The organism is Marinomonas sp. 63XJN7_9_ISO-PGPR-S23-217 (assembly GCF_056173515.1).
In genome coordinates, this window is the sequence record NZ_CM149678.1 from 4,980,006 (window position 1) to 5,006,584 (window position 26,579).

Annotated in this window: 19 protein-coding genes; 7 read left to right on the plus strand and 12 right to left on the minus strand. The window is 47.2% G+C overall.

All coding sequences use genetic code 11. The features are described 5' to 3' along the window. Positions 1-25 precede the first annotated feature (25 nt). Positions 26-1,462 carry a CehA/McbA family metallohydrolase gene (locus tag AC0VYI_RS23145; RefSeq protein ID WP_475445891.1) on the plus strand — a complete coding sequence of 479 codons (1,437 nt, stop codon included), beginning with the start codon at positions 26-28 and terminating at the stop codon, positions 1,460-1,462. A gap of 55 nt (positions 1,463-1,517) precedes the next feature. Continuing rightward, positions 1,518-2,648, plus strand: a complete 1,131-nt coding sequence (locus AC0VYI_RS23150; RefSeq protein ID WP_199476253.1) for an ABC transporter ATP-binding protein — start codon at positions 1,518-1,520, stop codon at positions 2,646-2,648. A gap of 82 nt (positions 2,649-2,730) precedes the next feature. On the opposite strand, the gene AC0VYI_RS23155 is transcribed toward AC0VYI_RS23150, so the two are convergent. The 8 genes from AC0VYI_RS23155 to AC0VYI_RS23190 form a co-directional block, all read right to left on the minus strand. After that, positions 2,731-4,152, minus strand: coding sequence for an FAD-dependent oxidoreductase (locus AC0VYI_RS23155; RefSeq protein ID WP_475445893.1), 1,422 nt, complete (start codon positions 4,150-4,152; stop codon positions 2,731-2,733). 105 nt (positions 4,153-4,257) lie between these two features. Beyond that, positions 4,258-8,709, minus strand: coding sequence for a glutamate synthase large subunit (gene gltB / locus AC0VYI_RS23160; RefSeq protein WP_475445894.1), 4,452 nt, complete (start codon positions 8,707-8,709; stop codon positions 4,258-4,260). 472 nt (positions 8,710-9,181) lie between these two features. Continuing rightward, positions 9,182-10,753, minus strand: coding sequence for an AAA family ATPase (locus tag AC0VYI_RS23165; RefSeq protein ID WP_475445895.1), 1,572 nt, complete (start codon positions 10,751-10,753; stop codon positions 9,182-9,184). A 27-nt stretch (positions 10,754-10,780) separates the two neighbouring features. Continuing rightward, a complete protein-coding gene (aroB, locus tag AC0VYI_RS23170; protein WP_475445897.1) occupies positions 10,781-11,872 on the minus strand; it encodes a 3-dehydroquinate synthase in 1,092 nt (363 codons plus the stop codon). Then, entirely contained in the window at positions 11,853-12,422 is a 570-nt protein-coding gene (locus AC0VYI_RS23175) for a shikimate kinase (RefSeq protein ID WP_199476248.1), read from the minus strand. The genes aroB and AC0VYI_RS23175 overlap by 20 nt, the downstream gene beginning before the upstream one ends. A gap of 41 nt (positions 12,423-12,463) precedes the next feature. Next, on the minus strand, positions 12,464-13,633 hold the full coding sequence (locus tag AC0VYI_RS23180; protein WP_475445899.1) for a type IV pilus secretin PilQ: 1,170 nt from the start codon (positions 13,631-13,633) through the stop codon (positions 12,464-12,466). Continuing rightward, a complete protein-coding gene (locus AC0VYI_RS23185) occupies positions 13,626-14,339 on the minus strand; it encodes a hypothetical protein (protein WP_475445901.1) in 714 nt (237 codons plus the stop codon). The genes AC0VYI_RS23180 and AC0VYI_RS23185 overlap by 8 nt, the downstream gene beginning before the upstream one ends. Further along, positions 14,311-15,285 (minus strand): hypothetical protein, encoded by a 975-nt coding sequence (locus tag AC0VYI_RS23190; protein WP_475445903.1) that lies wholly within the window; start codon positions 15,283-15,285, stop codon positions 14,311-14,313. The genes AC0VYI_RS23185 and AC0VYI_RS23190 overlap by 29 nt, the downstream gene beginning before the upstream one ends. Positions 15,286-15,434: 149 nt before the next feature. On the opposite strand from AC0VYI_RS23190, the gene AC0VYI_RS23195 reads away from it, so the two are divergent. After that, entirely contained in the window at positions 15,435-17,894 is a 2,460-nt protein-coding gene (locus tag AC0VYI_RS23195) for a penicillin-binding protein 1A (protein WP_475445905.1), read from the plus strand. A gap of 124 nt (positions 17,895-18,018) precedes the next feature. Here AC0VYI_RS23195 and AC0VYI_RS23200 read toward each other — a convergent pair whose 3' ends face one another. The 4 genes from AC0VYI_RS23200 to rpmE form a co-directional block, all read right to left on the minus strand. Continuing rightward, positions 18,019-18,579 carry an LOG family protein gene (locus AC0VYI_RS23200; protein WP_475445907.1) on the minus strand — a complete coding sequence of 187 codons (561 nt, stop codon included), beginning with the start codon at positions 18,577-18,579 and terminating at the stop codon, positions 18,019-18,021. Between the two features lie 145 nt (positions 18,580-18,724). Beyond that, positions 18,725-19,993: a malic enzyme-like NAD(P)-binding protein gene (locus tag AC0VYI_RS23205; protein WP_199476242.1), complete on the minus strand. Its 1,269-nt coding sequence runs from the start codon at positions 19,991-19,993 to the stop codon at positions 18,725-18,727. Positions 19,994-20,117: 124 nt separating this feature from the next. Beyond that, the gene (locus AC0VYI_RS23210; RefSeq protein ID WP_475445910.1) at positions 20,118-20,864 is read right to left on the minus strand and encodes a thermonuclease family protein; all 747 of its coding nucleotides are present in this window, start codon (positions 20,862-20,864) and stop codon (positions 20,118-20,120) included. Positions 20,865-20,920: 56 nt separating this feature from the next. Further along, the gene (rpmE, locus tag AC0VYI_RS23215) at positions 20,921-21,136 is read right to left on the minus strand and encodes a 50S ribosomal protein L31 (protein ID WP_083201018.1); all 216 of its coding nucleotides are present in this window, start codon (positions 21,134-21,136) and stop codon (positions 20,921-20,923) included. A 283-nt stretch (positions 21,137-21,419) separates the two neighbouring features. Here rpmE and AC0VYI_RS23220 point away from each other — a divergent pair, with 283 nt between their 5' ends. The 4 genes from AC0VYI_RS23220 (at position 21,420) to hslU (ending at position 26,565) form a co-directional block, all read left to right on the plus strand. Beyond that, positions 21,420-23,654: a primosomal protein N' gene (locus AC0VYI_RS23220; RefSeq protein ID WP_475445912.1), complete on the plus strand. Its 2,235-nt coding sequence runs from the start codon at positions 21,420-21,422 to the stop codon at positions 23,652-23,654. Positions 23,655-23,756: 102 nt separating this feature from the next. Continuing rightward, entirely contained in the window at positions 23,757-24,395 is a 639-nt protein-coding gene (locus AC0VYI_RS23225; RefSeq protein ID WP_199476240.1) for an SPOR domain-containing protein, read from the plus strand. A 246-nt stretch (positions 24,396-24,641) separates the two neighbouring features. Then, complete coding sequence (hslV, locus tag AC0VYI_RS23230) at positions 24,642-25,232, plus strand: ATP-dependent protease subunit HslV (RefSeq protein WP_199476239.1); 591 nt, start codon at positions 24,642-24,644, stop codon at positions 25,230-25,232. Between the two features lie 10 nt (positions 25,233-25,242). Continuing rightward, positions 25,243-26,565 carry an ATP-dependent protease ATPase subunit HslU gene (gene hslU, locus AC0VYI_RS23235; RefSeq protein WP_475445914.1) on the plus strand — a complete coding sequence of 441 codons (1,323 nt, stop codon included), beginning with the start codon at positions 25,243-25,245 and terminating at the stop codon, positions 26,563-26,565. Positions 26,566-26,579 lie beyond the last annotated feature (14 nt).

The following is a 26,579-nucleotide window of genomic DNA, read 5'->3' on the forward strand; positions in this document are numbered from 1 at the left end:
CCTGCCGATTCTCGGGAGATAAATCATGCTACAATTCTCTGATGAAGTGAGCTTCGGACATCACACGCAAACCTTCACCGTCAGTGACCCCATCTCGACACTCACTATTGAAGGTTCGACTGTTAAGCGCGGCTTTCTTTACCTATTGGTTATTGATCCCAATGGGGCATTACGGGCCAATGTCTTATTAGAAAAAAGACACAAACGATTGGCCATGAGCGAAACACAAGCGAGTGTCGGGGCGATTAAAGGCGAATTACCAACGGGCACTTGGCGTTTGGAGTTTGTTAACGTAGAAGGCGAGTTTCGACAACTTAAACCCATGCAATACAGCCTAGACATAACTTTTGATGCGCCAATAGACAATGCCTTTGTTGGTGTCGAATCGCTCAAGGGCGACCAACACATTCACTTCGATATGCAACGTAGCTTGTCGTCTGAATCTCGTTGGTATCGGGGAGACTTACACGCTCATACTAACTTGTCTGATGGACAAAACCCTTTAGAGGCTGTTCTGCCCATCGCCAAATCTCAAAAACTCGACTTTCTCTTTATCACTGAGCACAACATGTGCCATGGTCAATTACCTGAAGACCCAGAGTGTCTTATTTTACCGGCAATGGAAATCACTACAGATTTAGGACATTGCAATATTCATAGCCCCGCCAGAACCTTGGACATGCTGGATTCTGACATCACCAGTAGCGCCTTGTTGGATCAAGCCGTTGCCATCAAAGAGCAACGGGGCAACTTAAGCATCAACCATCCAATGATGTTGCCCTGGCACTGGCATTACGATCGTCTCCCTTTAAGGGCGATTACCTCCTTAGAAATATGTTGTGACCCCACTTGGTCGACCTCCCCCCAAGCCACAGAAAAAGCCTTGGCGTTGTTAACGCTTTTATGGAATGCAGGGCATCGTGTGACCGCCGTAGGCGGCAGCGACAGCCATCTCACTCCGGAACAACGTAACCCCAAAGCGACTGAGCCTTCTATCTATGGTGACCCAGCCACCTATGTTTGGGCAAACACCTTAAATGGCGAGTCCATTTTGTCTGGCATTCAAGCCGGGCACGTGTATTTTGAGCGCACCTGCAAACTGCATGTCGCCATCAACCAAGGTAACGTGTTCCCCGGTGACGATGTGGGCAATGGGCTAGTGACCTGGCAAATTTCTGTCGATAACCAAGACCATGAGTTTTATGGCCAATGGATTGCTGATGGCGACCTCATCGCAGAACATGATCTCACCACTCAGGCACAAAGCATCCAAGTGTCTATGGAAGATTATGCTTGGGTACGAGTGGATATCCGTCGTCGAAACCGAGAGAAGCATGACGGGCAAGGCGACATTGATGGCGTCATCAATGCCGTTTACAACGGTAACCGTCCCTGTTTCCACCAGCCGACGGCCTCTTACTGGTCAGATCTCAACCTAGCTAACACCATCAGTCTGTTTTAGATGTCTGAGACAAACAACATCCTATTTTGGTCTTAATCGTACACGGGAAATTGACATGGCAGCTGTCACGCTCAATCAAATAGAAAAAACCTACCCAAATGGCTTTCAAGCCGTTCATGGTATCGATCTGCACGTTCAAGATGGCGAATTTATGGTACTGGTGGGTCCATCGGGTTGCGCTAAATCAACCACTCTTAGAATGATTGCAGGCCTTGAAGACATCAGCTCAGGAAAGCTCAGTATTGGCGACAAGCAAGTTAACCACTTACCTCCGAAAGACCGTGGTATTGCCATGGTGTTTCAGAACTATGCCCTTTACCCACATATGTCTGCTTATGAGAATATGGCCTTTGGATTAAAGCAGCTCAAATTGCCTAAAGAAGAAATACAAGCGCGTATTAATCAAGCGGCACAAAGCTTAGAAATCACCAATTTATTACAGCAAAAGCCTAATGAAATGTCGGGAGGTCAACGCCAACGTGTCGCATTGGGCAGAGCCATCGTTCGCAAACCGGATGTTTTTTTGTTTGATGAACCTCTGTCTAATTTGGACGCTAAACTACGTGTATCCACTCGTATTGGTATCGCCAAATTACATCAAGACCTAAAAGCCTCTGGACAACAGGCCACGATGATTTACGTCACTCATGATCAAGTGGAAGCCATGACCTTAGGAGACCGAATTTGTGTACTCAATGCGGGCAAAATCATGCAAGTGGATAAACCCATGCATTTGTATCATTACCCTGCGAATAAGTTTGTGGCGGGGTTCATCGGCTCACCGGCAATGAATTTGGCCAAAGCCATGCTAGAGCGTAAAGACCAACATTGGTTTATTACGATTGGCTCCCTCTCATGGCGCTTACCGGATGTGTTGACGACACGTTTGACCGTAGACAGTTCTCAGCCTGTTTGGCTGGGTATTCGTCCTGAGCACATTCGTCAGGCAAAAACAGAAGCGAGGCATGATAACACCATCGATGTGGTCATTAGCGTGGTAGAAGCCATGGGGAATGAGCAATATCTCTACTTTGAATGGTTAGGACAAGAGTGGATCTCGCGAATGGGGCTGGAGGGCCTAGAGCATATTCAAATTAACAGCCCTCAAGCACTCACCCTTGATCTAACAAACGTCCATTTGTTTGATCAAGACACGGAACAGAGCTTACTTCGCCCCACTTTCTAGACATTAAAAAAGCCTCTCCCAATCTGGAGAGGCTTTATCGTTACTCTGATCCACCTAGAGGTATGAGATAGATGGAAACAGCTTATACGTCGAGAAAATCCATGATGCCTTCAGCGGCTTTACGACCTTCATCAATGGCGGTAACCACCAAATCCGAACCGCGCACCATATCACCACCAGCAAAGATTTTCTCATTGGTTGTTTGGTACATAAAGGCGCCTTTTTTCGGTGCTACCACACGACCACGTGAATCCGTCTCAATGCCAAAAGTTTCAAACCAAGGCGCGGGGCTGGCTTGGAAACCAAAGGCAATCAAGACCGCATCCGCAGGAATAATCTGTTCACTGCCTTCGATCACTTCTGCGACTCGACGACCATTTTCATCTGGCTCGCCCATTTGAGTCTCAACGACTTTCACCCCTTCCACTTTGCCATCGCCGATGATTTCAACAGGCTGACGATTGAAGACAAATTGCACGCCCTCTTCACGGGCGTTTTTCACCTCGCGACGGGATCCTGGCATGCTTTCTTCGTCACGACGGTAGGCACAGGTTACACTTTTCACTCCTTGACGAATCGCCGTACGGTTACAGTCCATCGCGGTATCCCCCCCGCCCAAGACAACCACCTGCTTACCTTTTAGGTTGATGTAATCGTCTTCACTTTCTTCAAAATCAAGACAATGATTGACGTTAGAAATCAGGTAATCCAAAGCATCATAAACGCCGGGAAGGTCTTCTCCAGGGAAGCCCCCTTTCATGTATTTATAGGTACCCATGCCAAGGAAAACTGCATCATATTCTTCTAATACATGATCAAACGGCACATCTTCACCAACGGACGTCTCCAGTACAAACTCGACGCCCATTTCTTCAAAAATTTCGCGACGACGAGTCATGACACTTTTTTCCAGTTTGAACTCTGGAATACCAAAGGTCAGCAAGCCACCGATTTCCGGACGCTTATCAAACACGACGGGCTTAATGCCGTTACGAACCAACACATCCGCACAGGCTAATCCCGCAGGGCCCGCACCAACAATGGCAACGGTTTTGTTCACTGGCACCACATGAGACATATCCGGACGCCAGCCTAAAGCAAATGCGGTGTCGGTAATGTACTTTTCGACTGAGCCAATGGTTACCGCGCCAAAACCGCCTTCCCCTAAAGTACAGGCCCCTTCACACAAACGGTCTTGCGGACACACACGGCCACACACCTCAGGCAAAGAGTTGGTTTGATGGCTAAGCTCCGCCGCTTCAATGATGCTGCCTTCACTGACCAGTTTCAGCCAGTTTGGAATGTAGTTGTGAACCGGACACTTCCATTCGCAATAGGGGTTACCACACTCTAGGCAACGATGAGATTGATCCTTTGCATTAGACTCTTCAAAGGGTCGATAAATTTCGACGAACTGAGACTTCCGAGTGATTAAAGGCTTCTTCTTCGGATCCTTACGGTCTACCTCGACGAATTGAAATGCGTTGTTCAAGCGCTCAGACATAAGCTGCTATCTCCTGTGGCCGCTTGCTTGCAAGCGGCACTGTTCTTCAAATGGGTCAAACTGATTCATATACGGTGTCCAAGACACCCCAACCAACAGCGTGTTTTATTCCGGACGTTGACGAGTATTCGCCAAAAGGGCCCCTAAACTGGCGGCTTTTGGTTTCACTAGCCAGAACTTACCAATGTAGTCATAGAAGTTCTCTAGGATTTCTTGGCCCCATTCGCTGCCTGTTTCACGCACATATTCTTCAATAACACTACGAAGATGCGAACGATATTCTTCAGTAATCTCGGTACCTACCCGTTGGATTTCCACCAATTCATGGTTGTACTTATCGACAAAGGTACGATCTAAGTCGAGAACATAGGCGAAACCGCCCGTCATCCCCGCACCAAAGTTGTACCCTGTATCCCCTAGTACCGTTACCAAGCCGCCTGTCATGTACTCACAACAGTGGTCTCCAGCACCTTCGATGACTGCATAGGCCCCTGAATTACGAACCCCAAAACGCTCACCCGCTGTACCAGCCGCAAACAATTTACCGCCCGTTGCACCGTACAAACAGGTGTTACCAATAATGGCCGATTGTTGCGATTTGAACATCGAGCCTTTTGGTGGACGAATCACCAGCTTACCACCCGTCATGCCTTTACCAACATAATCGTTAGCATCGCCTTCAAGGTACATATTCAAACCACCCGCATTCCACACGCCAAAGCTCTGGCCTGCGGTTCCGGTTAATTTCAAGGTTAATGGTGCATCAGACATGCCTTGGTTGCCATAACGTTTAGCAATTTCACCTGATAAACGAGCACCGATAGAGCGATCACAGTTTGTCACATCAAAAGTAAACTCACCGCCTTCTTTTTCTTCTACTGCGTCTTTTACCGTCTCCCACATTTTGAGCGCCAATAGGCCTTTATCATGGGGTGGGTTAAACGGCGTCTGGCAATATTGCACTTTTTCCGCCGAGATCAGGTCATTTTGTAAAATCGGTGACAGATCCAAATTATGCTGCTTATCCGTTTCGCCCGGCAAAATGGCCAGTAGATCCGTACGTCCAATCAAATCTTGCAGACTTGCTACACCCAGCTTCGCCAACCATTGACGAGTATCTTCAGCCATAAAACGGAAGAAATTCTTCAACATGTCAACTGTGCCAATAAAGTGCTCGTCTCGTAACATTTGATCCTGAGTCGCCACCCCTGTCGCACAGTTATTCAAGTGACAGATACGCAAGAATTTACAGCCCATCGCAATCATTGGCGTGGTACCAAAACCAAAGCTCTCAGCCCCCAAAATGGCCGCTTTCACAACGTCTAGGCCAGTTTTTAGGCCGCCATCTGTTTGTAGCCGAATTTTGCCACGCAGGTCGTTAGAGCGCAGCGCTTGCTGTGCTTCGGCTAGACCTAACTCCCAAGGCGACCCCGCATGGCGAATCGAAGTAATTGGCGATGCCGCCGTACCACCGTCGTAACCAGAAATGGTGATCAAATCGGCATACGCTTTGGCAACACCAGCAGCAATCGTCCCCACACCCGGTTCGGAAACCAGCTTCACTGAGACCAAAGCATCTGGGTTGACTTGTTTCAAGTCGAAAATAAGCTGAGCCAAATCCTCGATAGAGTAAATGTCATGATGGGGTGGCGGAGAAATCAAGGTCACGCCCGGTACCGCATAACGCAAACGAGCAATTAAGCCATTTACTTTACCACCTGGCAGCTGACCACCTTCCCCCGGTTTGGCACCTTGCGCCACTTTAATCTGCAGCACTTCTGCGTTTACCAGGTATTCTGGTGTCACACCGAAACGACCAGAGGCAATCTGCTTAATCTTAGAACGACGTTCTGTCCCATGACGAGCGGGATCTTCCCCACCCTCGCCAGAGTTAGAGCGACAACCTAATTCGTTCATCGCCTGTGCTAAGGCTTCGTGTGCCTCAGGAGATAAGGCCCCTAAAGACATACCAGCCGAGTCAAAACGAGGCAAAATCTCTTCAATCGATTCCACTTCATCAAGGGCGATTGGCTTGGCTTTATCAGAAATGGTAAACAAATCACGCAACATGGATGCTGGACGGTTGTTCACCAGTTCGGTGTATTTGGTGAAGTCCTCAAAACGACCACTGCCCACCGCTACCTGCAGATTACGTACCACATCTGGGTTAAACGCGTGATACTCGGCTTCGTGGACGTATTTTAAGTAGCCCCCCTGTTGGATAGGTTTACGCATCTTCCAAGCATTATTGGCGATCTTCTGCTGATCTTTCTGGAAGTCCTCAAAACGTGCGCCCTTAATACGACTAGGAACGCCTTTGAAACACAGATCAACGACCTTGTCATCCAACCCCACCGCTTCAAACAATTGTGCGCCACGGTAGGAGGCAATGGTTGAGATCCCCATTTTCGAGATGATTTTCATCAACCCTTTATTAATCCCTTTACGGTATTTCACGTGGCAGGCAATCGGATCGCCCAATACTTCACCTTTATCAATCATATCGTTGATTAAACGGTACGACAGATAAGGGTAGACAGCAGTGGCGCCAAAGCCCAATAACACCGCGAATTGATGAGGATCACGAGCAAACCCCGTATCAGCAATGATATTTGAATCGCAGCGTAGACCTTTCTTGGTTAAATAATGGTGAACCGCTCCCACTGCCATGGGGGCAGGAATTGGTAATAAACCTTTTTCCAAATCGCGGTCTGTCAAAACGACTATTACAGCACCGTTACGCACCACTTCTTCTGCGCTCAGTTGCAAGTTTTTAATTGCTTGCTCAAGGGAGATCTCTTCTGGATTGTAATAGGTACTCAAACGCACCAAACGGAAACGATGATCATCCAATGCTAACAAACGGCTGTATTTGCGTGCCGATAAAATGGGCGACGACAGAATAATACGGTTAGCGTGTTTAGGCGTTTCTTCAAATAAGTTACGTTCGACACCAATACAGGTCTCCAACGACATCACCACAGACTCACGTAGCGGGTCAATGGGCGGGTTAGTCACCTGAGCAAACTTCTGACGGAAATAATCCGTTACAGGACGTGTCTGGCTCGACATGACCGCCATCGGCGTATCGTCCCCCATTGAGCCAACGGCTTCATGACCGCTCTCAGCTAAAGGACGGAAAATCTGTTCACGCTCTTCAAAAGACACTTGGAACATCTTCTGATAGGTGGACATTTGGTCTTTGGTAAAAGGTTCAAACTCAAGGGATGACTCTTCCAACAAAGATTCGATACGAATGGCTTCTTGCTTCAACCATTTTTTATATGGATGCATCGACTTAAGACGATTATCAATATCGTCCGTATGCAACACTTGGCCAGTTTGCGTATCAACCACCAGCATCTGACCTGGGCCAACACGACCTTTGGACACCACATTTTCTGGTTTATAACCATAGGTGCCAACTTCTGAAGCCAAGGTAATAAAGCCATTTTTGGTGACTACCCAACGTGCAGGGCGCAGACCATTACGATCCAGCATACAGATGGCGTGACGACCATCTGTCATTACCAAGCCCGCTGGGCCATCCCAAGGATCCATGTGCATCGAATTGTACTGGTAAAAAGCACGCAACTCTGGGTCCATGTTTTCGACGTTTTGCCATGCAGGTGGAATGATCAAACGAGCCGCACGGAAAATATCCACCCCACCAGTAACCAAGACCTCCAGCATGTTATCCATGGAAGATGAGTCGGAACCCGTTAGGTTAACAATAGGTTTAAGGTCTTGTAGCTCAGGAATCAGCGGCGTGCGCAACTTGCTGCTACGTGCCAATGCCCAGTTACGGTTGCCTTCGATGGTGTTGATCTCACCATTGTGCGCCAACATGCGGAAAGGCTGTGCCAATGGCCATTTAGGCAAGGTGTTGGTAGAGAAACGTTGGTGGAATACACAAATTGAGGTTTGCATTTTTTCGTTGCCTAAATCTTTATAAAAGAATGGCAAATCCACTGGCATCATTAAGCCTTTGTAGGCCAACACTTTGTCAGACAAAGAGCAGATGTAGAAGTTTTCGTATTCCGCGAGCGCCATTTCACTTTGACGACGCGCCACAAACAAGCGTGTTGAGAAGGTACGTGCATCCATACGGTTGCTATCAACAAACACTTGCTCGATCCGAGGCAAGCATTCCATGGCGATCACACCAAGACAAGACGCATCGATTGGCACTTCGCGCCAACCCACGACATTTAAGCCTTCATCCGTCAGCTTTTGACTTAGCGTATCGCGTTGCTGACTGGCAAGCGCTTCGTCTTGATCAAGAAAAACCATGCCAATGCCATACAGATCAGACAAAGTATGGCCAAATAAGGTTTGTGCCTCACCACGTAAAAACAAGTCAGGCTTCTGAATCAGAAGACCACAGCCGTCGCCAGTTTTGCCGTCGGCTGCGATACCTCCACGGTGTGTCATACATGTCAAAGACTCAATGGCTGTTTTAAGCAATTCATGACTCGTATTGCCTTCCATGTGAGCAATTAAGCCAAAGCCACAGTTGTCTTTGAACTCGCCAGGACGATAAAGGCCTGCATTCATACACCAACTCCCACAGTTGAAACGTAAATAGTTTGAATAGAACTGAATTAAAAAATCGTCGGACAGATGAACTTTATTGAAGCTTTATTAAGGTGCAAAACGCGCTTCGAAATGATTGTTATTGCGTCCAATCTGCCTAAAAGGAAAATCATACTACCTCGCGACGAGACGCGACTCAAATCATGTTCGGCTCTTTTTCGCTTAATTTGGCGTTATTTAGTAGTGCTTTAACAGGAATTAGAGTGTCTAAGGAGAATTATCTATGGTTGGGGAATTTACAAACAGAAAAATCCTCTGTTCATTGAGATTTTTCAGAGAAAAATGGTTTTTTACACTTTTTATTGAGACAGCGAATAAAAAATAGACGCGAAACTGACGAAGGAAGACGTCCATTCAAGCCAAAAACCCTCTGACTAAGAGGGTATCCCCCTCTCCCCCAGACGTTTCAACTAAGCTTGTCATCATTAGAAGATTATTCTGCTTTTTTGATGTCTTGCTGAATGCCTCGTACACTTCGCGACCAAGGATCTAACTTGCGTAAGTCTTTTGGCAAAGACTCAGAGGCACTAATCGCTTCACTACGGTTGCTGTATAAACCATATACCACCACATACCAATCTCGGCCCTTGTGTTTCGTTTTAAAATAACTAAACACACTGATGCTGCCCTGATCTTTGATAAAATCTTTCACCGTACTGAGACTGTAGGTACCCAGTAACTGCAAGGTGTAATCTCTAGGGTTTTGCGTCAGCCACCATTGGGTTTTATTAAATGGGTCTGCACTTTTGTCTACATCGACACTCTCTTTTGAGACAGCTACGGGAACGGGGGTAGAGGATGCGACTGTCGAGTCTCCCGTTTCAGACGATGGCGCAATCGTTGGCGCAGGTTTCGCTTGCGGTGCTTCATTACGAATGGGCGCGGTCGGCACAGACTGCGTCATTGAGGGCTGAACAGATGTAACCTGATCTTCTTTAGGCTCGGCGGGAATGGGCGGTAAGCTAATTTTCCCTTCCCCGATTTTACGTTGCATTTCATCAATTTTAGCCATGGTGGCTGACGTAGACGTCTTCTGTTGTGACGCAACCTTAGGCGGCGAAAGAGGAATCACGTTGCTCTCTTTCGTCGTAAACACATCCTCGTTTTTATCCGCCCCAGAGCCATTAAATAAAACCGCCACTAGAATACCCAACATCACCACACACAATAACGCCATGTGAACCAAGGGAAACCCCAAGGCGATATTAAAACGGCCTTTTTTGGGTGGCTTGCCACCATTGCCCATCATGGCTTGAGCTATTTCATTAATGGGTCCTGGGTAACCGCCAGAGTCATGATGAATTTGTTTAATCTGCTTGTCATTGAAGGGCAAATTAATATTGCCCCCTACGGCGCGCACCCGATGTAGTAAGTACGCTCTCGTCTGCTCCAAGGAATAGGGCGTCATTGTCAAAGAATGGCTTAGCTGCTCATAACGCGTGCGCTGATAGGCATCCAGGTTTCGTCCTAGAGACTGTTCCGTGAATAACGCCACGTGTGGTACGGATTGATTTTCTGTCGCCAAAGACATCATATCCAGCAACATGGTAATGGCATCGGTATTTAGCTCTTGAGCATTATCAATCAGCACCAGCGCTTTTTGCCCACGGGATTCCAAATCATGAGAAAATTTCAATAAAGGCCCGAAGGTTGCCTCATTTGGCGGTTCCTTCATGAACTTGGAAAAGCCACTATAAATGGCTTGCAACAACTGCCCCGCCGTCATTAGCATAGTGGCTTTGACCTCGCTAATAACAGTGCTGTCATCCTGATTACGGGCAAACTCCATTAAAAAGCGACTTTTTCCACTGCCTTTTGGGCCTAGCACGACAGATAGCAAATTACTGTAACGACTGAGGTGCTCCAAAAGCGCAAGCTGTTGGTTACCTTCCTCACTAGCAAAATAGGCAGAGGTGTCTTTCGAGCCGAAAGGATCCCGCAGCGTCGTTTTGGGCGGCTGATCAAGGGCTTTTTCTAAATCGAACTGAAAATTCGGCTCTGACATATTTGTCCTTTGGAAGTCGATACTAAGTTACTGACTGGCCTCTATGGCGTCGCTTAAACAAGCATTGAAATCATCCATTGGGAAATCCGATGTCACCATCGCACTCCCGAATTTCTCTAATAATACTAAACGCAAACTACCGTCTAAAACCTTTTTGTCCAAGGCCATGTGAGAAACAAAATGGTCACGAGTCATTTCCTTTGGCGGCAACACGGGCAGCTTTGCAGCACGGAACAAGTTTACAGTTCGGCTGAGATCCTGCTCGGTGATTTTCCCCATACGCCAAGACAAATCGGCGGCTAAGACACAGCCTGCTGCCACCGCTTCCCCATGCAACCAATGACCATATCCCATTTGCGTTTCAATGGCATGCCCAAAGGTATGTCCGAGATTTAGGATCGCTCGAATTCCCCCTTCCCTTTCGTCTTGCGTCACCACATTGGCCTTCGCTGCACAGGAACGGTAAATGGCTTCGGTTATTTTAACCGCATCTAACGACATTAAAGCGTCAATTTCTGCTTCTAACCAGTCAAAAAATGCGGCATCACAGATCAATCCATATTTAATGACTTCTGACATACCAGCGGACAACTCTCGCGGAGGCAAAGTTTCCAAGGTCTGTATGTCAATAATCACTGCTTGAGGCTGATAAAAAGCCCCTATCATATTTTTGCCCAACGGATGGTTCACACCGGTTTTCCCGCCCACAGACGAATCCACTTGAGAGAGCAGCGTGGTAGGCACTTGAATAAAAGGCACCCCTCGTTGATAGGTCGCTGCAGCAAAACCCGCCATATCGCCAACAACGCCACCACCTAAAGCAATAACGGTAGTGGTACGGTTATGTTTGGCTTCCAACAAAGCCGTCATAATGCGGGCGTAGGTCTCTAGATTTTTATAGGCTTCGCCATCGGGTAACACACAGGTATCCACTTGATAGTCTGGCGACAACAAATCAACCAACCCATCTAAGTAAAGTGGGGCGATCGTCTCATTCGTGACCACCATCACCTGCTTGCCATGAATGGCCGCATCAAAAAGCGCCTTTTGCTGACGAATACCATGGCCTATGTAAATAGGGTAACGGCGATCACCCAGTTCAACGGTTAACGTTTGCATTGAAAAATGTCTTCTCCGTTTTTAAATGACGTTTAATCGCATCTAACGCTTTATTAGCGACTGATTTTGGATGACGAGAGTCAGTTTCTACAATCACATTCGCCACCTCGCGATACAAAGGGTCTCGTACTTGAAACAGTTTTTTCAGTGTGGCTTTCGGATCACCATTTTGTAAAAGCGGTCGATGATTACTTTTGGAAGTACGATATAATTGTTGGGCGACAGAAGCATAGAGATAAACCACCAGCGCATTACTGTCACGCAGAAGCTTACGATTTTCATCTCGCATGACAATGCCCCCACCCGTCGCGAGCACGATACGCTCATCCTGATGGTTGAGCATATGAGCCAGTGTGCAGGTTTCACGCTTACGAAACCCCTCTTCACCTTCTTTATCGAAAATCCATGGGATGTCAGCCCCAGCATTTTCTTCTATGACTTTATCAGAGTCATAGAACTCTCTGGCCAGGGACTGGGAAAGCAAACGACCTATAGTCGTTTTTCCGGCACCCATTGGGCCGACTAAAATAATATTGGGGACGTTTATCATTGTATTCAATTACATCGGAATTAGCTGATTCAGGCTATCGCCTAGTTAACTGACATTTGTAGCAGCTTTGGTGTAATAAATACAAGCAATTCAACCTTTTCTTCTTGTTCTGAGTGTTTTTTAAAAAGCGCTCCCAGATAAGGAATGTCTCCTAGCAAAGGAACTTGACTGTTGGTTGTGAACTTTTCTTTACGGAAAATTCCGCCTAAAACCAAGGTTTCCTGATCTTTCACAACCACTTGTGTTTTTACAATATTGGTTTTGATACTCGGTACGCCATTCACCAGATCGCCGACAGAATCTTGATGAATGGTGAGCTGCAAAGAGATACGATTTTTTTCTTTCACATAAGGTGTCACCTCTAGCACCAACGCCGCCTGACGAAATTCAACCTTCACGTTATCGTCATCTACCGTTTGATAAGGCACTTCGGTGCCTGATTCAATACGCGCCTTTTCCCCCTCCGACGCCACCACTTTGGGTTTAGACAATACTTTTGCCAACCCTTCACTCTCCAGCATATCCAGTGTAAAAGATAATAAGCCTAGCCCATTTTGATTGGAAAAAGACAACTGACTTGTCGGGGCTAATGCACTTAAATCCACCGCCCCACCCACAGAGGTCCGCACACTGTCAGATAAGTTTGCTTGCCAGTTAACTCCAAACTGCGATTGAGCCGAGGTACTCACTTGTGCAATGCGAGCACTGATCTCGATTTGTCTTAGCGGCACATCCAGCCAAGCAAGTGTTTTCGTCAGCCCACTCACCTCGTTACACGAATAAGTAATGATAGAGTTAGTTCTGTCATCCACCACAATAGACATTTTGGGGTACAGGGTTTTAAGCTGCTTACCCACTTCTTTGGCTTTAGCATTGCGCAACATCCAGAAAGATCGCTGACAAGAATGAGTACTTGCTGTGGTCGCTTGGGACGTTGCGGCAGGCATCAGTACAGCCACGCCATTTTGCCATTGTAGCGAGATATCAGGTTCTTTAGACACGGCATTAATCACGTCTTTCCACGTGGCATTTTTGATTGAGAGGGTGAGTACATCATCAATTTTGGGGCTGATCACCAAACTTTTATTCATTTTAGCCGCCAGCCACGGCAATACTTCCTGAATAGGACGCGACTCAAAAAACACATCCATCGCCTGCAAAGGCGAAAAACAATACGTCCCCATCAACAATAGGAAGACACACTTATTCATGAGCGCCTCCTTTTGGATGGAGACGCAAGGCGGTTAAGTCCCCGGTTCGCGACATAAGGCGTACCTGCTTTGACGTGATAGACGCCACAGAGGCTCCCAACTCAGGCAACCAGCTGCCTTCTGTCACCCAAAGAGAATGATGATAAGCGTCTTTCAGCAGCGCCGAGGCCTTACCCTGTTGCCGCATAATGGATACCAACTGCCAATTCGTTGTCTTGACTGGACGCTCCCCGACACGCACTGGCAGCCAATTTTGGTAGGTGGCATTAGCTCGTGCAGGGACAACGTCAAATTGTAGGCGGCCTTTCCATCGTCCATCATTTTGCAACCACCAACGAACCGACTGCAGACGTAGGGATACCTGTTTCTGCGCCGTTTCTTGCAACGTCTGCCAATCCACCAAGGATGCTGTTCCGGTTAATTGCCAATGAGCCTGATGAGTTGCCAGCATAACCTGCAAGCGAGTCTGAAAAAGGGTCTTATTAATCCATGTATGATGACGTAATTTTTGAATCTGCCACTGCCATTGTTTTTTAGCATGGGCATCTTGGAGAACCCGCTGTTCTGCGCGATTCACCTGATCCAGCCTTGATTTAATCGGTGAATACCATACGGCAAATTGTAATAACACCAGAAGGCTCAATAGTGACCAACTGGGGGTAGGTAAGGACAGAGTGTTAGCCCGATGAAATCGAGATACCCACATTGATAACCTCCTTGTTACCTCTTTTACTCATACCTCTGACTTCGACCAAAGAGTGCCCTTCCTCTTGTACATTGAACTGCCAATCAGGAAACTCCGTTTGCCAACGCGTCAATAATGATGTCATCTCTTCCATAGATAAACTCAATGCGACAAAGACTTTATTGTCGTAACTCTTCAGCGCGGATAAACGCACCTGCTTAGGTAAGGCACGAACCGCTGCTAATACTTTCGTCAGCAAAGGCGAGGGAGAATCATACAGCGAGATGTCATGAATCACTTGGTGATGCTCGCCCGCAAAATGCTCAAATTCCTTATTTAAATAATAATCATACAGCAGTAATCCCACGTTTAAGATCACACAAACCACAAAAAACGCCAACCATACGGTTCGATGTCGATGACCAATATCTCGGTCCGGCTCAAACGGCAATAACGCCTGTTGTTGTAAACGAAACCGGCCAAATGGCAACGACTGATAAGCATTCCAGTGGGATAAAGGCACCACACAACAGCGAATACCAACTGCTTTAAACGGGCGACATACTTGCTCTACTAAATTTTGATGGCAAGATAATACAGCGAGGTGAGAGCCCCGTCGGCGACGGGAGACCTGATAATGAAACCACAGTGTTTCGGGTGGTGTGAAATGTTGTTCTGCCGCGCAGGCCAGTGCCGCCAACGAAGCCAACTCCCTTGGCACTTTATACTCTATGTCCTGCTCTGTTCTCGACAACCATTCATCAGGCAAGACAATAAAGCTAAATGCTTTGTTTTTGTAGCTCTCCGGGTCAACCTGCGCTTGCAGTTCGGCCAAGTTGCTCTCTCTTGGTAGAGGACCAGAGAAGTCTAATTGAGAAAAATCATGAACAGGAATATGCTCAATATCATAAAAACGACATGATGTGGCGCTATAAAAAACCACACAATCGGGGCTAATCGGCTTCATTATTCATCCTTGACGTATGCAGCTCGTTATTTACTAGGTATCCTACCAAATACTAGCAAGATAACACGATTTGCTGCAAAGTTAAGCACCTACATTGTGATGAAGTTCGCTATAATGGCGCTTTTTTAATCCATCTGTATCGGATCTGTATGTTGAAAGCACTCAAAATCTTCCTATATTTAACGATCTTTGGCATCGTCAGTGGCGCCATTGCAACCTTTGTAGTCTATGAACATGTCAAAGATCGCATCCCCACTGTGGCAGAACTCAAAGACATTCAATTACAAATCCCATTAAGGATCTACACGGCGGATCACAAATTAATTGGCGAGTTTGGCGAACAACGTCGAACCCCCATCACCTATGCACAGCTACCGCCAGGATTAGAGCACGCCATTTTGTCGGCGGAAGACAGTAATTTCTATCATCACCCTGGGGTAGACATCATGGGCTTGGGACGCGCCGCTATGCAGTTGATTACCACAGGACAAATTCAAGGTGGTGGCAGTACCATCACCATGCAGGTCGCCCGTAACTATTTCTTATCTTTCAAACAAACTTTTACGCGCAAATTTACCGAAATCTTTATTTCCTTAAAAATGGAGCGCGAGCTGACCAAACACGATATCCTGACCCTTTACGTCAATAAAATTTATCTGGGTAATCGCGCATATGGCTTCCAAGCCGCCTCTCAGGTTTACTACAACAAACCCTTAAAAGACTTAGACATTGCCCAATATGCCATGTTGGCGGGGCTACCCAAGGCACCATCCAGTTTTAACCCGGTAGCGAACCCTTCTCGTGCCCTTATCCGTCGCAACTGGATTTTGCAGCGCATGTTGTCTTTGGGATACATCACCAAAGATCAGTATCAAACGGCGGTAGAAGCACCGATTACCGCGAAAGACCACGGCATCACACCGCAAGTGGATGCCGGCTATGTGGCTGAAATGGTACGCTCAGAACTGCACGATACCTATAAAGACGACCTCTATACGGCAGGCCTCACTGTCTACACCACCATTGATTCCAAAAAACAGAAGGATGCAAATGAAGCGGTCTACAACGGTGTTCTGGCCTACGATACTCGCCATGGCTATCGCGGTGTACTCGATAAAAAGCCGGACTTATTGCAAGACACTCAAGCCGAGCAGATAAAAGCGCTTAACAGCTATTCTGGCTTACAGAAATGGCGAACTGCTCTGGTGCTTTCCACAACGGATCAAACAGCCAACCTGTTATTGTCTGATGGCACCACCTACACCCTACCATGGGATGGCATGAGCTGGGCAAAACCTTATATCGACGAAAACTCGCAAGGTCCAGCCCCCACTAAAACGACGGATATTATGCAAGCGGGTGATATTATCCGCGTCAGGCCCGACCAAAACCAAGGCTGGCTGTTAGCGCAAATCCCCAAACTACAAAGTGCCCTAGTCTCTTTACGCAGCAAAGATGGCGCAATACAAGCCTTGGTTGGCGGGTTTAACTACTACGAAAGTAAATATAACCGTGTCACGCAATCCAAGCGTCAACCAGGTTCTAACTTCAAGCCTTTCATCTACTCCAGCGCCCTGAGCCACGGTTATACCGCCGCGACGACGATCAACGATGCCCCTGTGGTATTTAGTGATACAGGGCTAGCCAAAGCCTGGCGGCCAACCAATGACGGCGGTAAGTTCTATGGCCCAACACGTCTAAGACCCGCCTTATATCGTTCCCAGAACATCGTATCGGTGCGTCTATTGGATGATCTAGGTATTCCACCCACATTGAAATTCTTACGCCGTTTTGGGTTCAATCCAGACGAGTTACCCCACAACCTTTCGCTAGCACTGGGGACCGCTAACCTATCGCCATTGCAAATTGCGACGGGGTATGCCGTATTCTCTAATGGTGGCTATCAGGTCAAACCTTATTTGATTGACCACATCACTGATCGTAACAACAAAGTCATTTTTCAAGCCAACCCTGTCACCGTATGCGATAGCTGTACGCTGCTAGACAAGTCCTCCGATGGTGATCAACAAATGGGCTTATTTAACACACCAGAAGGCGTTCGCAACCTTCCTGTCGCACCACAGGTTCTGGACCCAAGTGTCGATTACATCATGTACAGCATTATGCGAGACGTTATTAAACTCGGTACGGGACGTCGTGCTCGTGTATTGGATCGCCCCGATCTTGCAGGTAAAACCGGTACCACCAACGATGGTAAAGATGCTTGGTTCTCAGGCTTTAATGGTAAAATCGTTGCAACAGTCTGGAGTGGCTTTGATAACTCAACCAGTTTGGGGACAGACACCAATGGCTATCAAGAATGGGGGGGATCGGTTTCCTTACCGACTTGGATCGATTATATGCGTCCCGCCTTGGAAGGCACTCCACCTGCTTATATCTATAAGCCTTCCTCATTGGTTACCGTTCGAATTGATCCAAAAACCGGACAACGGGCCTTACCAGGCCAGAAAAATGCCATCTTCGAGATCTTCCGTAAAGATCACGTGCCGCCGCGACGCACTCAAAGCAGTTTGGGGTCGGACAACGGCCAAGATAATGATGCCCAGCAAGAAAAACAAACCGATAACGCACTGGAAAATCTCTTCTAGGCAACCTGTTTATTAGGCTGGGGTTAAGACATCTGTTCTACAGCAAAAACCAAGCTCATGGCTTGGTTTTTTGTCTGTAGTGTTGGTGATACGTGGTGCTTAAGCACACTGAGCCTAGACAGACTCAAGCCCACTTTTGCGCGGGGGCTTGATATGCTTCAAACGCCGTTAATAAATCTTCGGGGGTTTGGGCGCGTATTAGCATGTCTACATAAGGGGCTTTGACAAAACCGGCTTCAAACATACGATCAACCATCGTAAATAAGGGATCATAAAAGCCTTCAATATTGTAAAAGGCACAAGGCTTTTCATGAAGACCAATCTGCGCCCAGGTCCAGACTTCAAAAATCTCTTCTAAGGTACCAATGCCACCCGGTAACGCCACAAAGGCATCGGCCAATTCCGCCATTTTGGCCTTACGCTCATGCATGTCTTCGACCACGTATAAATCGGTCAAATTGGGGTGAGCAATCTCTTTGTCTTCAAGATGTTTAGTAATCACACCAATGACGTTACCGCCTGCGGCGATCATAGCATCAGCCATCTCACCCATTAATCCAACTTTTCCGCCACCGTACACCACTTCAATGTCTTTCTCAGCAAAATAGGTGGCCAGTGCCTTCACACCTGCAACGAAATTAGGATTGTTTCCTTTCGCAGAACCACAATAAATCGCAACTTTCATATCCATCCTCATTTTGTTGATGTTCTATTGAGTATCTTTTTTATTATGTTCCTAAGTATCAGAAACAAAAAAGACGATGCTTATCAACATCGCCTTTTTATTGTGCCAATCGCCTTGTTATGACACACAAGACGACCCATTCAGTTTACACGCCAAACTGGTCTAGATTCTGCAGCGGGTAAAAATCAGGGTAAGGTAAAGTAGCCACTCCCGATTCAATTGCCGCTTTCGCAACCGCATCAGACACAACCGTTAGCAAACGTGTATCCATTGGTTTTGGCAAAATATATTCTTTACCAAAACTCAATGCTGCACCACCATAAGCGGCCACAACATCCGCTGGCGCTTCTTCTTTGGCCAGATTTTTAAGTGCGTGAACAGCGGCGATTTTCATCTCTTCATTAATCTTGGTAGCACGAACATCTAACGCACCACGGAAGATAAAGGGGAAGCCCAATACATTGTTTACCTGATTTGGGTAATCAGAACGACCCGTCGCCATGATCAAGTCATCACGAGTCGCACGGGCAAGGTCTGGATTAATTTCAGGATCAGGGTTAGAACAAGCAAAGACAATTGGATTTGGCGCCATCTTAGCCAATTGCTCGCCAGTTAAAAGATCTGGCCCCGAGACACCAATGAACACATCGGCGCCATCGATTGCATCGTCCAATGTACGCTTGTCTGTCTCATTCGCAAACATCGCTTTAAACTGGTTCAAGTCATCGCGACCAGAATGGATCACACCCTTACGGTCAAGCACAAAGATGTTCTCAATTTGCGCGCCACACGCAATGATCAGCTTCATACAAGCCGTGGCAGCCGCACCAGCACCAAGACAGACAATTTTTGCCGTTTCGATGTCTTTGCCTTGCAGCTCAAGGGCATTCAATAAACCAGCGGCGGTAACAATTGCCGTACCATGTTGGTCATCGTGAAAAACGGGAATAGAACAACGCTCAATCAACTGACGTTCGATTTCGAAACACTCAGGGGCTTTGATATCTTCTAAATTGATACCACCGTAGGTATTCGCAATACGCGCTACCGTGTCGATGAAGGCTTGTGGACTTTCTGATTCAACTTCCACATCAACAGAGTTTACGCCAGCAAAGCGCTTGAATAAAACGCCCTTACCTTCCATAACAGGTTTACTTGCTAATGGACCGATATTGCCAAGGCCAAGAACCGCCGTGCCATCCGAAATGACAGCCACAAGATTGCCCTTACCTGTATAGCGATACGCGGCTTCTGGATCTTTGGCGATTTCACGACACGGCTCAGCCACACCTGGGCTGTAAGCCAAGGATAAATCGCGAGCGGTTGCAGTGGGTTTGGTAATAGTGACGCTTAGCTTTCCAGGTACTGGATGTTCATGGTACTCCAGCGCAGCTTTTTTTAGATCTTCTGCCATTTTGATGTTTCCGTCTATTATTTGGTGTTTTATTAAAGAATACAAATTGGGCCTTAATTTTGACGACGATACGTCAAAAGGTGACACCTTATTATTATAATCACAGAACAGCCTATCACATCTCTCATTCAGGCATACCCAAATCCTGTAAATCATTTGGGTATTTGACCGACAAAACCCAAGATTTATAGCGTGATGAGCGACTTTTTCTATGATGTTGCCAACCACGGACTTCGACGTTATGCCCTTTTAAAAAGTAGACTTTCTGAGCAGGCCAATAGTCCTCAGAACTGAGGGGTAAATGAATAACCAGATCATGATCTGTCGCCAACCACCAGCCACCTCGGTTCTTTGTGATGGACGAGATCACTACCTGTGATACAACAAAACCGCTATGCGGTCGCCACGCCAGTGATTGCGTCCAAACACCGAGCCCCGCCTTTCGAGCGGTTTGCTCTGCTTGAATAAAACAAGATTGATAAGCCACATTAGGTGGTATCGCAATACGATATCCAAGCCCTTTCGATAGTAACTGACTTGATAATGAAATACGATCTTTATCGAAGACGTAGAAAAGATATCGTCCGTAATGATCACGGGGGTCTTTCCCTGCCTGCAAGTAGACATAATTGCCCACCAAGGCGCGTAATGTCTGGGTCGCCGCCACGGCATAGGGCTCATGGTGGCCTTTTTTATGGTCTAACTCTGGGGTATTAATGCCAATAAAACGCACTCGTCTACCATCGCTCAGATACAGGGTATCTCCATCGACTATGCGTTTCACTTTGGCACGCTCAAGCAGGCCTTTAGCGTGACATAAGGCATTATCTGCGAGTGTTTTGGCAAACCCAGTAGTGCAAAATACAAACAAAAAAAGCGCCAAGATAACTTGACGCTTTTTCTGGAAAAACACGTTTATTCAACCAATTACTTAGTTGAACGACGCGCTCCGAAACGCTTCTTAAAGCGATCAACACGACCACCAGTGTCCAACATTTTCTGTTGGCCAGTGTAGAAAGGGTGGCATTGGCTACATACGTCGATGTGCATGTCTTTGCCAGCAGTCGAATTAAGAGTCAATGTGTTACCACAAGTACAAGTTGCAGTAATGGTTGCATAATTTGGGTGGATATCTTTTTTCATTGCGTTTACCTCAAGTTTGGTGTGCCGCCACTTAGTCTAATAATTAGCTTTCGCCGCCTACAAATGGGCTTTCGCCTAGCCAAGCACCGCACGATTCGTTGTACAGACATTGTACAGTGGTTCCAAGAGCTGCGTATTTTAGGGATCAATTGACTAATCAGCAACCTTTTTATAACGCTTTACCAATAAAATTCTCTCTCGCCCCCACTAGCCAGAGTAACGTACACTAGAGAGACTAGGATCCATTAGATGTATTTTTCAATATAAGGTTACGAATCCAAGCATGCAAGAGGCACTTCTTACTCCTTACCCATACGTGCAAGTGGCGCTACCCGTGCCCATGCGTACGCTATTTGACTATAAAATCCCTAAGGCCATGGCATTACGTCACGCCTTACAGGCCGGTATGCGAGTGAAACTCCCTTTTGGCAAAGGCAGTCGTCTCGGCGTCATCGTTTCCTTTAGTCATAGCAGCGAATGGGACGAAAACCAGCTAAAATCCCTCACTTCTCTACAAGATGAAGCCCCGGTTATACCAAGTGAACTCATGGCCTTATGCGAGTGGGCAGCACGTTATTACCACCACCCCATCGGTGATGTTATTTTTCATGCTCTGCCCGTTTCTTTGCGAAAGGGCGAAAACGCTGAATTTCGAACGGAAAACTGGTGGTTTGTGACAGAGACAGGTCGCACAATCGACATTGAATTACTCAGCCGAGCCCCCCGCCAGCAAGACTTCTTAAAAGCCGTACAACAACACCCAAATGGCATGAGTCAAAACGCCATCACCTTACTTGGTCTCATGCCAAATGCTGGCAAGTCTCTTGAACAGAAAGGCTTGGTACGACGCGAACAACGTTCTTTCAATACAGCAGGCGAAAAGCACTCTCACCAAACACAAGTTCCTCCTGTGCTGAATCGTGAGCAAACCATGGCCATGGAAGAAATACTTGATATGAAAAATCGCTTTGGTGTGGCATTGCTAGATGGCATCACTGGCAGCGGCAAAACTGAAGTGTTCTTACGCGTTATGGAGAAACTGATCGCCGAGGATAAACAAGTCCTCGTTATGGTGCCTGAAATCGGTTTGACACCACAAACCTTTAAGCGCTTTGAAAATCGCCTCAATACCAATATTGTGCTGATGCATTCCAACATGACGGATCGAGAGCGTCTAGATGCCTGGCTGTTATCTTCGAGTGGTCACGCCAAGGTTATTATCGGCACCCGCTCAGCCGCCTTTGTTCCCGCCGCCAATCTTGGCATGATTATCATAGACGAAGAGCACGATGCCTCTTACAAACAACATGAAGGTTTTCGTTATCACGCACGGGACTTGGCCATCAAACGCGCCCAGAATCTAAGTATTCCGGTACTGTTGGCGTCGGCAACACCTTCCTTTGAAAGCCTCGCCAATGCCATACAAAAGCGTTTTACTTGGCTAAAACTACGTCAGCGGGCTGGCAACGCCCATATTCCAGAAATGGAGCGTGTGGATTTACGCGGCCAAACGCTGGTTCACGGTTTTAGCGAGCAGGCTCTGCAAGCCATGAAGCGCTGTTTAGATCAACGTGAACAAGTGCTGATTTTTTTAAATCGCCGTGGCTATGCCCCAACGCTCATGTGTCACGATTGTGGCTGGATCGCCAGTTGTGATCACTGTGATGTCAACCTTACCGTGCACAAACGCGCCAATAAACTCCATTGCCATCATTGTGATGCACAAAAGGCGCTGCTTCATACTTGTCCAGAATGCCAATCAACTGAGCTTTTCACGGTGGGCGAAGGGACAGAGCAAATCGAGACGCAATTAAGCCCCTTATTCAAGGACGTACCGATTTTGCGCATAGACCGAGACAGCACCCAACGCAAATCGGCGATGACGCAACTAACACAAAAAATCCATGAGCACGACCAAGCCATCTTAATCGGCACCCAAATGCTCGCCAAAGGTCATCATTTTCCCAATGTGACCCTAGTCATCGTTATGGACGCCGACGCAGGATTATTTTCAGCGGATTTTCGCGGCATGGAACGAACGGCTCAGCTCATTACCCAAGTAGCAGGAAGGGCAGGACGTGCGAAAAAGCCAGGTCATGTGTTACTGCAAACCTATCATCCTGACCACACCGCCATCGAGTGCCTGTGTACATTGGGTTATGAGCAGTTTGCGTTGAATGGCCTATCAGAACGTAAAGCGCTCTCTCTGCCACCTTTCTATCATCAGGTCTTGATTCGAGCCGAATCCGGCAATGAACAAGAAGCCATGCAACTCCTGACCAATATGCGCTTAGAACTTGAGCCCCATTTCCCTCCAGATATTGCTATGGTTGGCCCTTATACCGCCATTATTGTTCGTAAAGCAGGCCAGCATCGCGCCCTGCTATCGCTCAAATCGGCCCAACGCGCCCCGCTCCATCAAGTGACCGCCATGATGACCGCATGGCTTGAGCATGCCACTCGCCAACAGCATAAGGTTCGCTACGCGGTCGATGTGGACCCACTGGAAACCTATTAGAAAACGCTAAATCGTCAATCCACGAGGCATTTACTTTACCTAGACTGGAAACTTAAGGTTCAAGCCAGCATAATGTGCCCTATTTCTAACAAAGCCTAAACTATGTTTACACCAATCAATATTGCAGCCAAAGGAAGTCGCCCGAAAAAGGGTGCAACACGCCGGACGCCCCCCCCACCAAAACGCAAAACCCCTTGGTGGTTATGGATTATTGTTCCGGTGATTCTAATCGCCTTTATTTATGGTTTAACCAGGTTAAGTCATGTAAAACAAAAGCCCGTTACTCAACCTATCCCAGCCGCCAAGCCAAAGGTCGAAAGCAAAGCGGCACCCAAAGCGGAAGCGAAGAAAGCCGAGCCGAAAAAAGCGGAAGCAAAGCCGGCAGACAAAAAGAAAGAGTCGTTTGATTTTTATAGCATTTTACAAGATAGCGAAGTCAAAACAGAGCACGTTAAGGCTTATCAGTACGAGCCTCGCGGTGAGCAGGATTTCCTCTATATGCTTCAAGCGGCCTCCTTTAGAAACCCTAAAGATGCGGACCGTTTACGGGCCAAGCTGATTCTATCCGGCATTGTCGACACCAGCGTGCGCAAAACCCTTAGCACCAAAGATGGTAAGCCGTGGTATCGTGTTGTCATTGGGCCATTCAATGATCGTTCTGTCATGAACCATATTGAAGATAAATTAGTCGATATGCGCATCGAGTCTTACCCTTACAAAATCAAAAAAGAAAACCAATAATCTTTTTACATGACTTTCTTCTGGCGACGAACGCTCTTTTCAAGAGCGCCGCCAGAAGAAATCCTCCTTACAACTAGGAGTGAACTTTCCCTTGCAGACCCACCAACCCCACTAGCATCCCCAAAATAAAGCAAAAGACATTTCAAAAGTTCGCACATAACAAGGAAGACGTTTGTCAGACGCTCTCCTGCTTGAAAATCGTCGAACTGCCCCCACTTTGTTTAGAATCGAAACTGGAGTAGACCCATGACAACGATTTTAACGGTACGCAAAGGTAATCAAGTCGTCGTAGGCGGCGATGGACAAGTGTCTCTAGGCAACACAGTTATGAAAGGCAATGCACGTAAAGTGCGCCGCTTATATCGTGGTGAAGTCATTGCTGGATTTGCTGGCGGTACAGCGGACGCCTTCACTTTATTCGAACGCTTCGAAGGGCAACTGGAAAAGCACCAAGGTCACTTAGTACGCGCCGCTGTCGATCTGGCGAAAGACTGGCGCTCCGACAAGGCATTGCGTCGCCTTGAAGCGATGTTGATTGTCGCCAACAAAGACAGCACGTTAATCATTACAGGGACCGGTGATGTTGTTGAGCCACAACACGGCGCCTTAGCCATTGGCTCAGGTGGCAACTTTGCTGAAGCCTCAGCCCGCGCCTTAATCGACAATACCGACCTATCGGCAAAAGAGATTGTTGAGAAAAGTCTAAACATCGCCGCCGATATTTGTGTCTTCACTAACCATAGCTTAACCATTGAAGAAATCATTATCGACCCTAAGCTTGAAGACAACTCAACCAAAAACATTTCCTCAGAAGACACTTCTGACAAAGATAATTAAGAGAGCCAAGATGAGCAGCATGACCCCAAGAGAGACGGTTAACGCGTTAGACAATCATATTATTGGTCAACAAAAAGCCAAGCGTGCGGTGGCCATAGCCCTACGTAACCGCTGGCGTCGCATGCAACTCTCTGAAGACATGCGTGCCGAAATCACCCCAAAAAATATCTTAATGATTGGCCCCACCGGGGTTGGTAAAACCGAGATTGCCCGTCGTTTGGCGAAACTGGCTAACGCCCCTTTTATCAAAATCGAAGCGACTAAATTCACCGAAGTGGGTTATGTGGGCCGTGATGTAGAATCCATCATTCGTGATTTGGTCGAAATGTCGATCAAAATGCTACGCGAGCAAGAAACGGCTAAACTGCGTCATAAAGCCGAAGATGCCGCAGAAGATCGTATTTTAGATGTGCTACTGCCCCCCGCACGAGGTGGTGACCCAGAATTGGAAGATAACAGCACACGCCAAGCTTTCCGTAAAAAATTGCGCGAAGGCAAACTAGACGATAAAGAAATAGAAATCGACGTGGCTGATACACCCATTGGCGTCGAGATCATGACACCTCCTGGCATGGAAGAAATGACCAGCCAGCTACAAAACATGTTCTCAAGCTTAGGCTCCCACAAAACCAAGAGCCGTAAAATGAAACTAAAAGATGCCCTTCGCCAAGTACGTGACGAAGAAGCGTCTAAATTGATTAACGAAGACGAATTAAAAGCCCGTGCGGTGGAAGCCGTTGAACAAAATGGTATCGTCTTCCTAGACGAAATCGATAAAGTGGCAAAAAGCTCCGAGCGCTCTGGTGGTGAAGTCTCCCGAGAAGGGGTACAACGTGACTTACTGCCTCTTGTAGAAGGCTGCACGGTCAGTACCAAATACGGCATGATCAAAACAGATCACATTTTATTTATCGCCTCAGGGGCATTCCATTTAACCAAACCATCGGATTTGATTCCTGAATTACAAGGTCGCCTGCCGATTCGAGTTGAACTGGATGCTCTTACGGTGAATGACTTCGAGCGCATTTTGGTAGAACCCAGTGCCTCACTGACGCAGCAATACATTGCATTAGCGGCTACAGAAAACATTAACATCAACTTCACCAAAGAAGGGATCCATCGCATTGCGGAAATCGCCTTCCAAGTGAATGAGCGGACAGAAAACATCGGTGCTCGCCGTCTACATACCGTATTAGAGCGACTGTTAGAAGAAGTCTCTTACTCGGCCAGTGACATGCCTGATGGTCAAGAAGTGGATATTACCGCCGCTTACGTCGATGAACAGCTGGGCGAGATCATCGAAAACGAAGACCTTAGCCAATACATCCTTTAATCCAACACAAAACA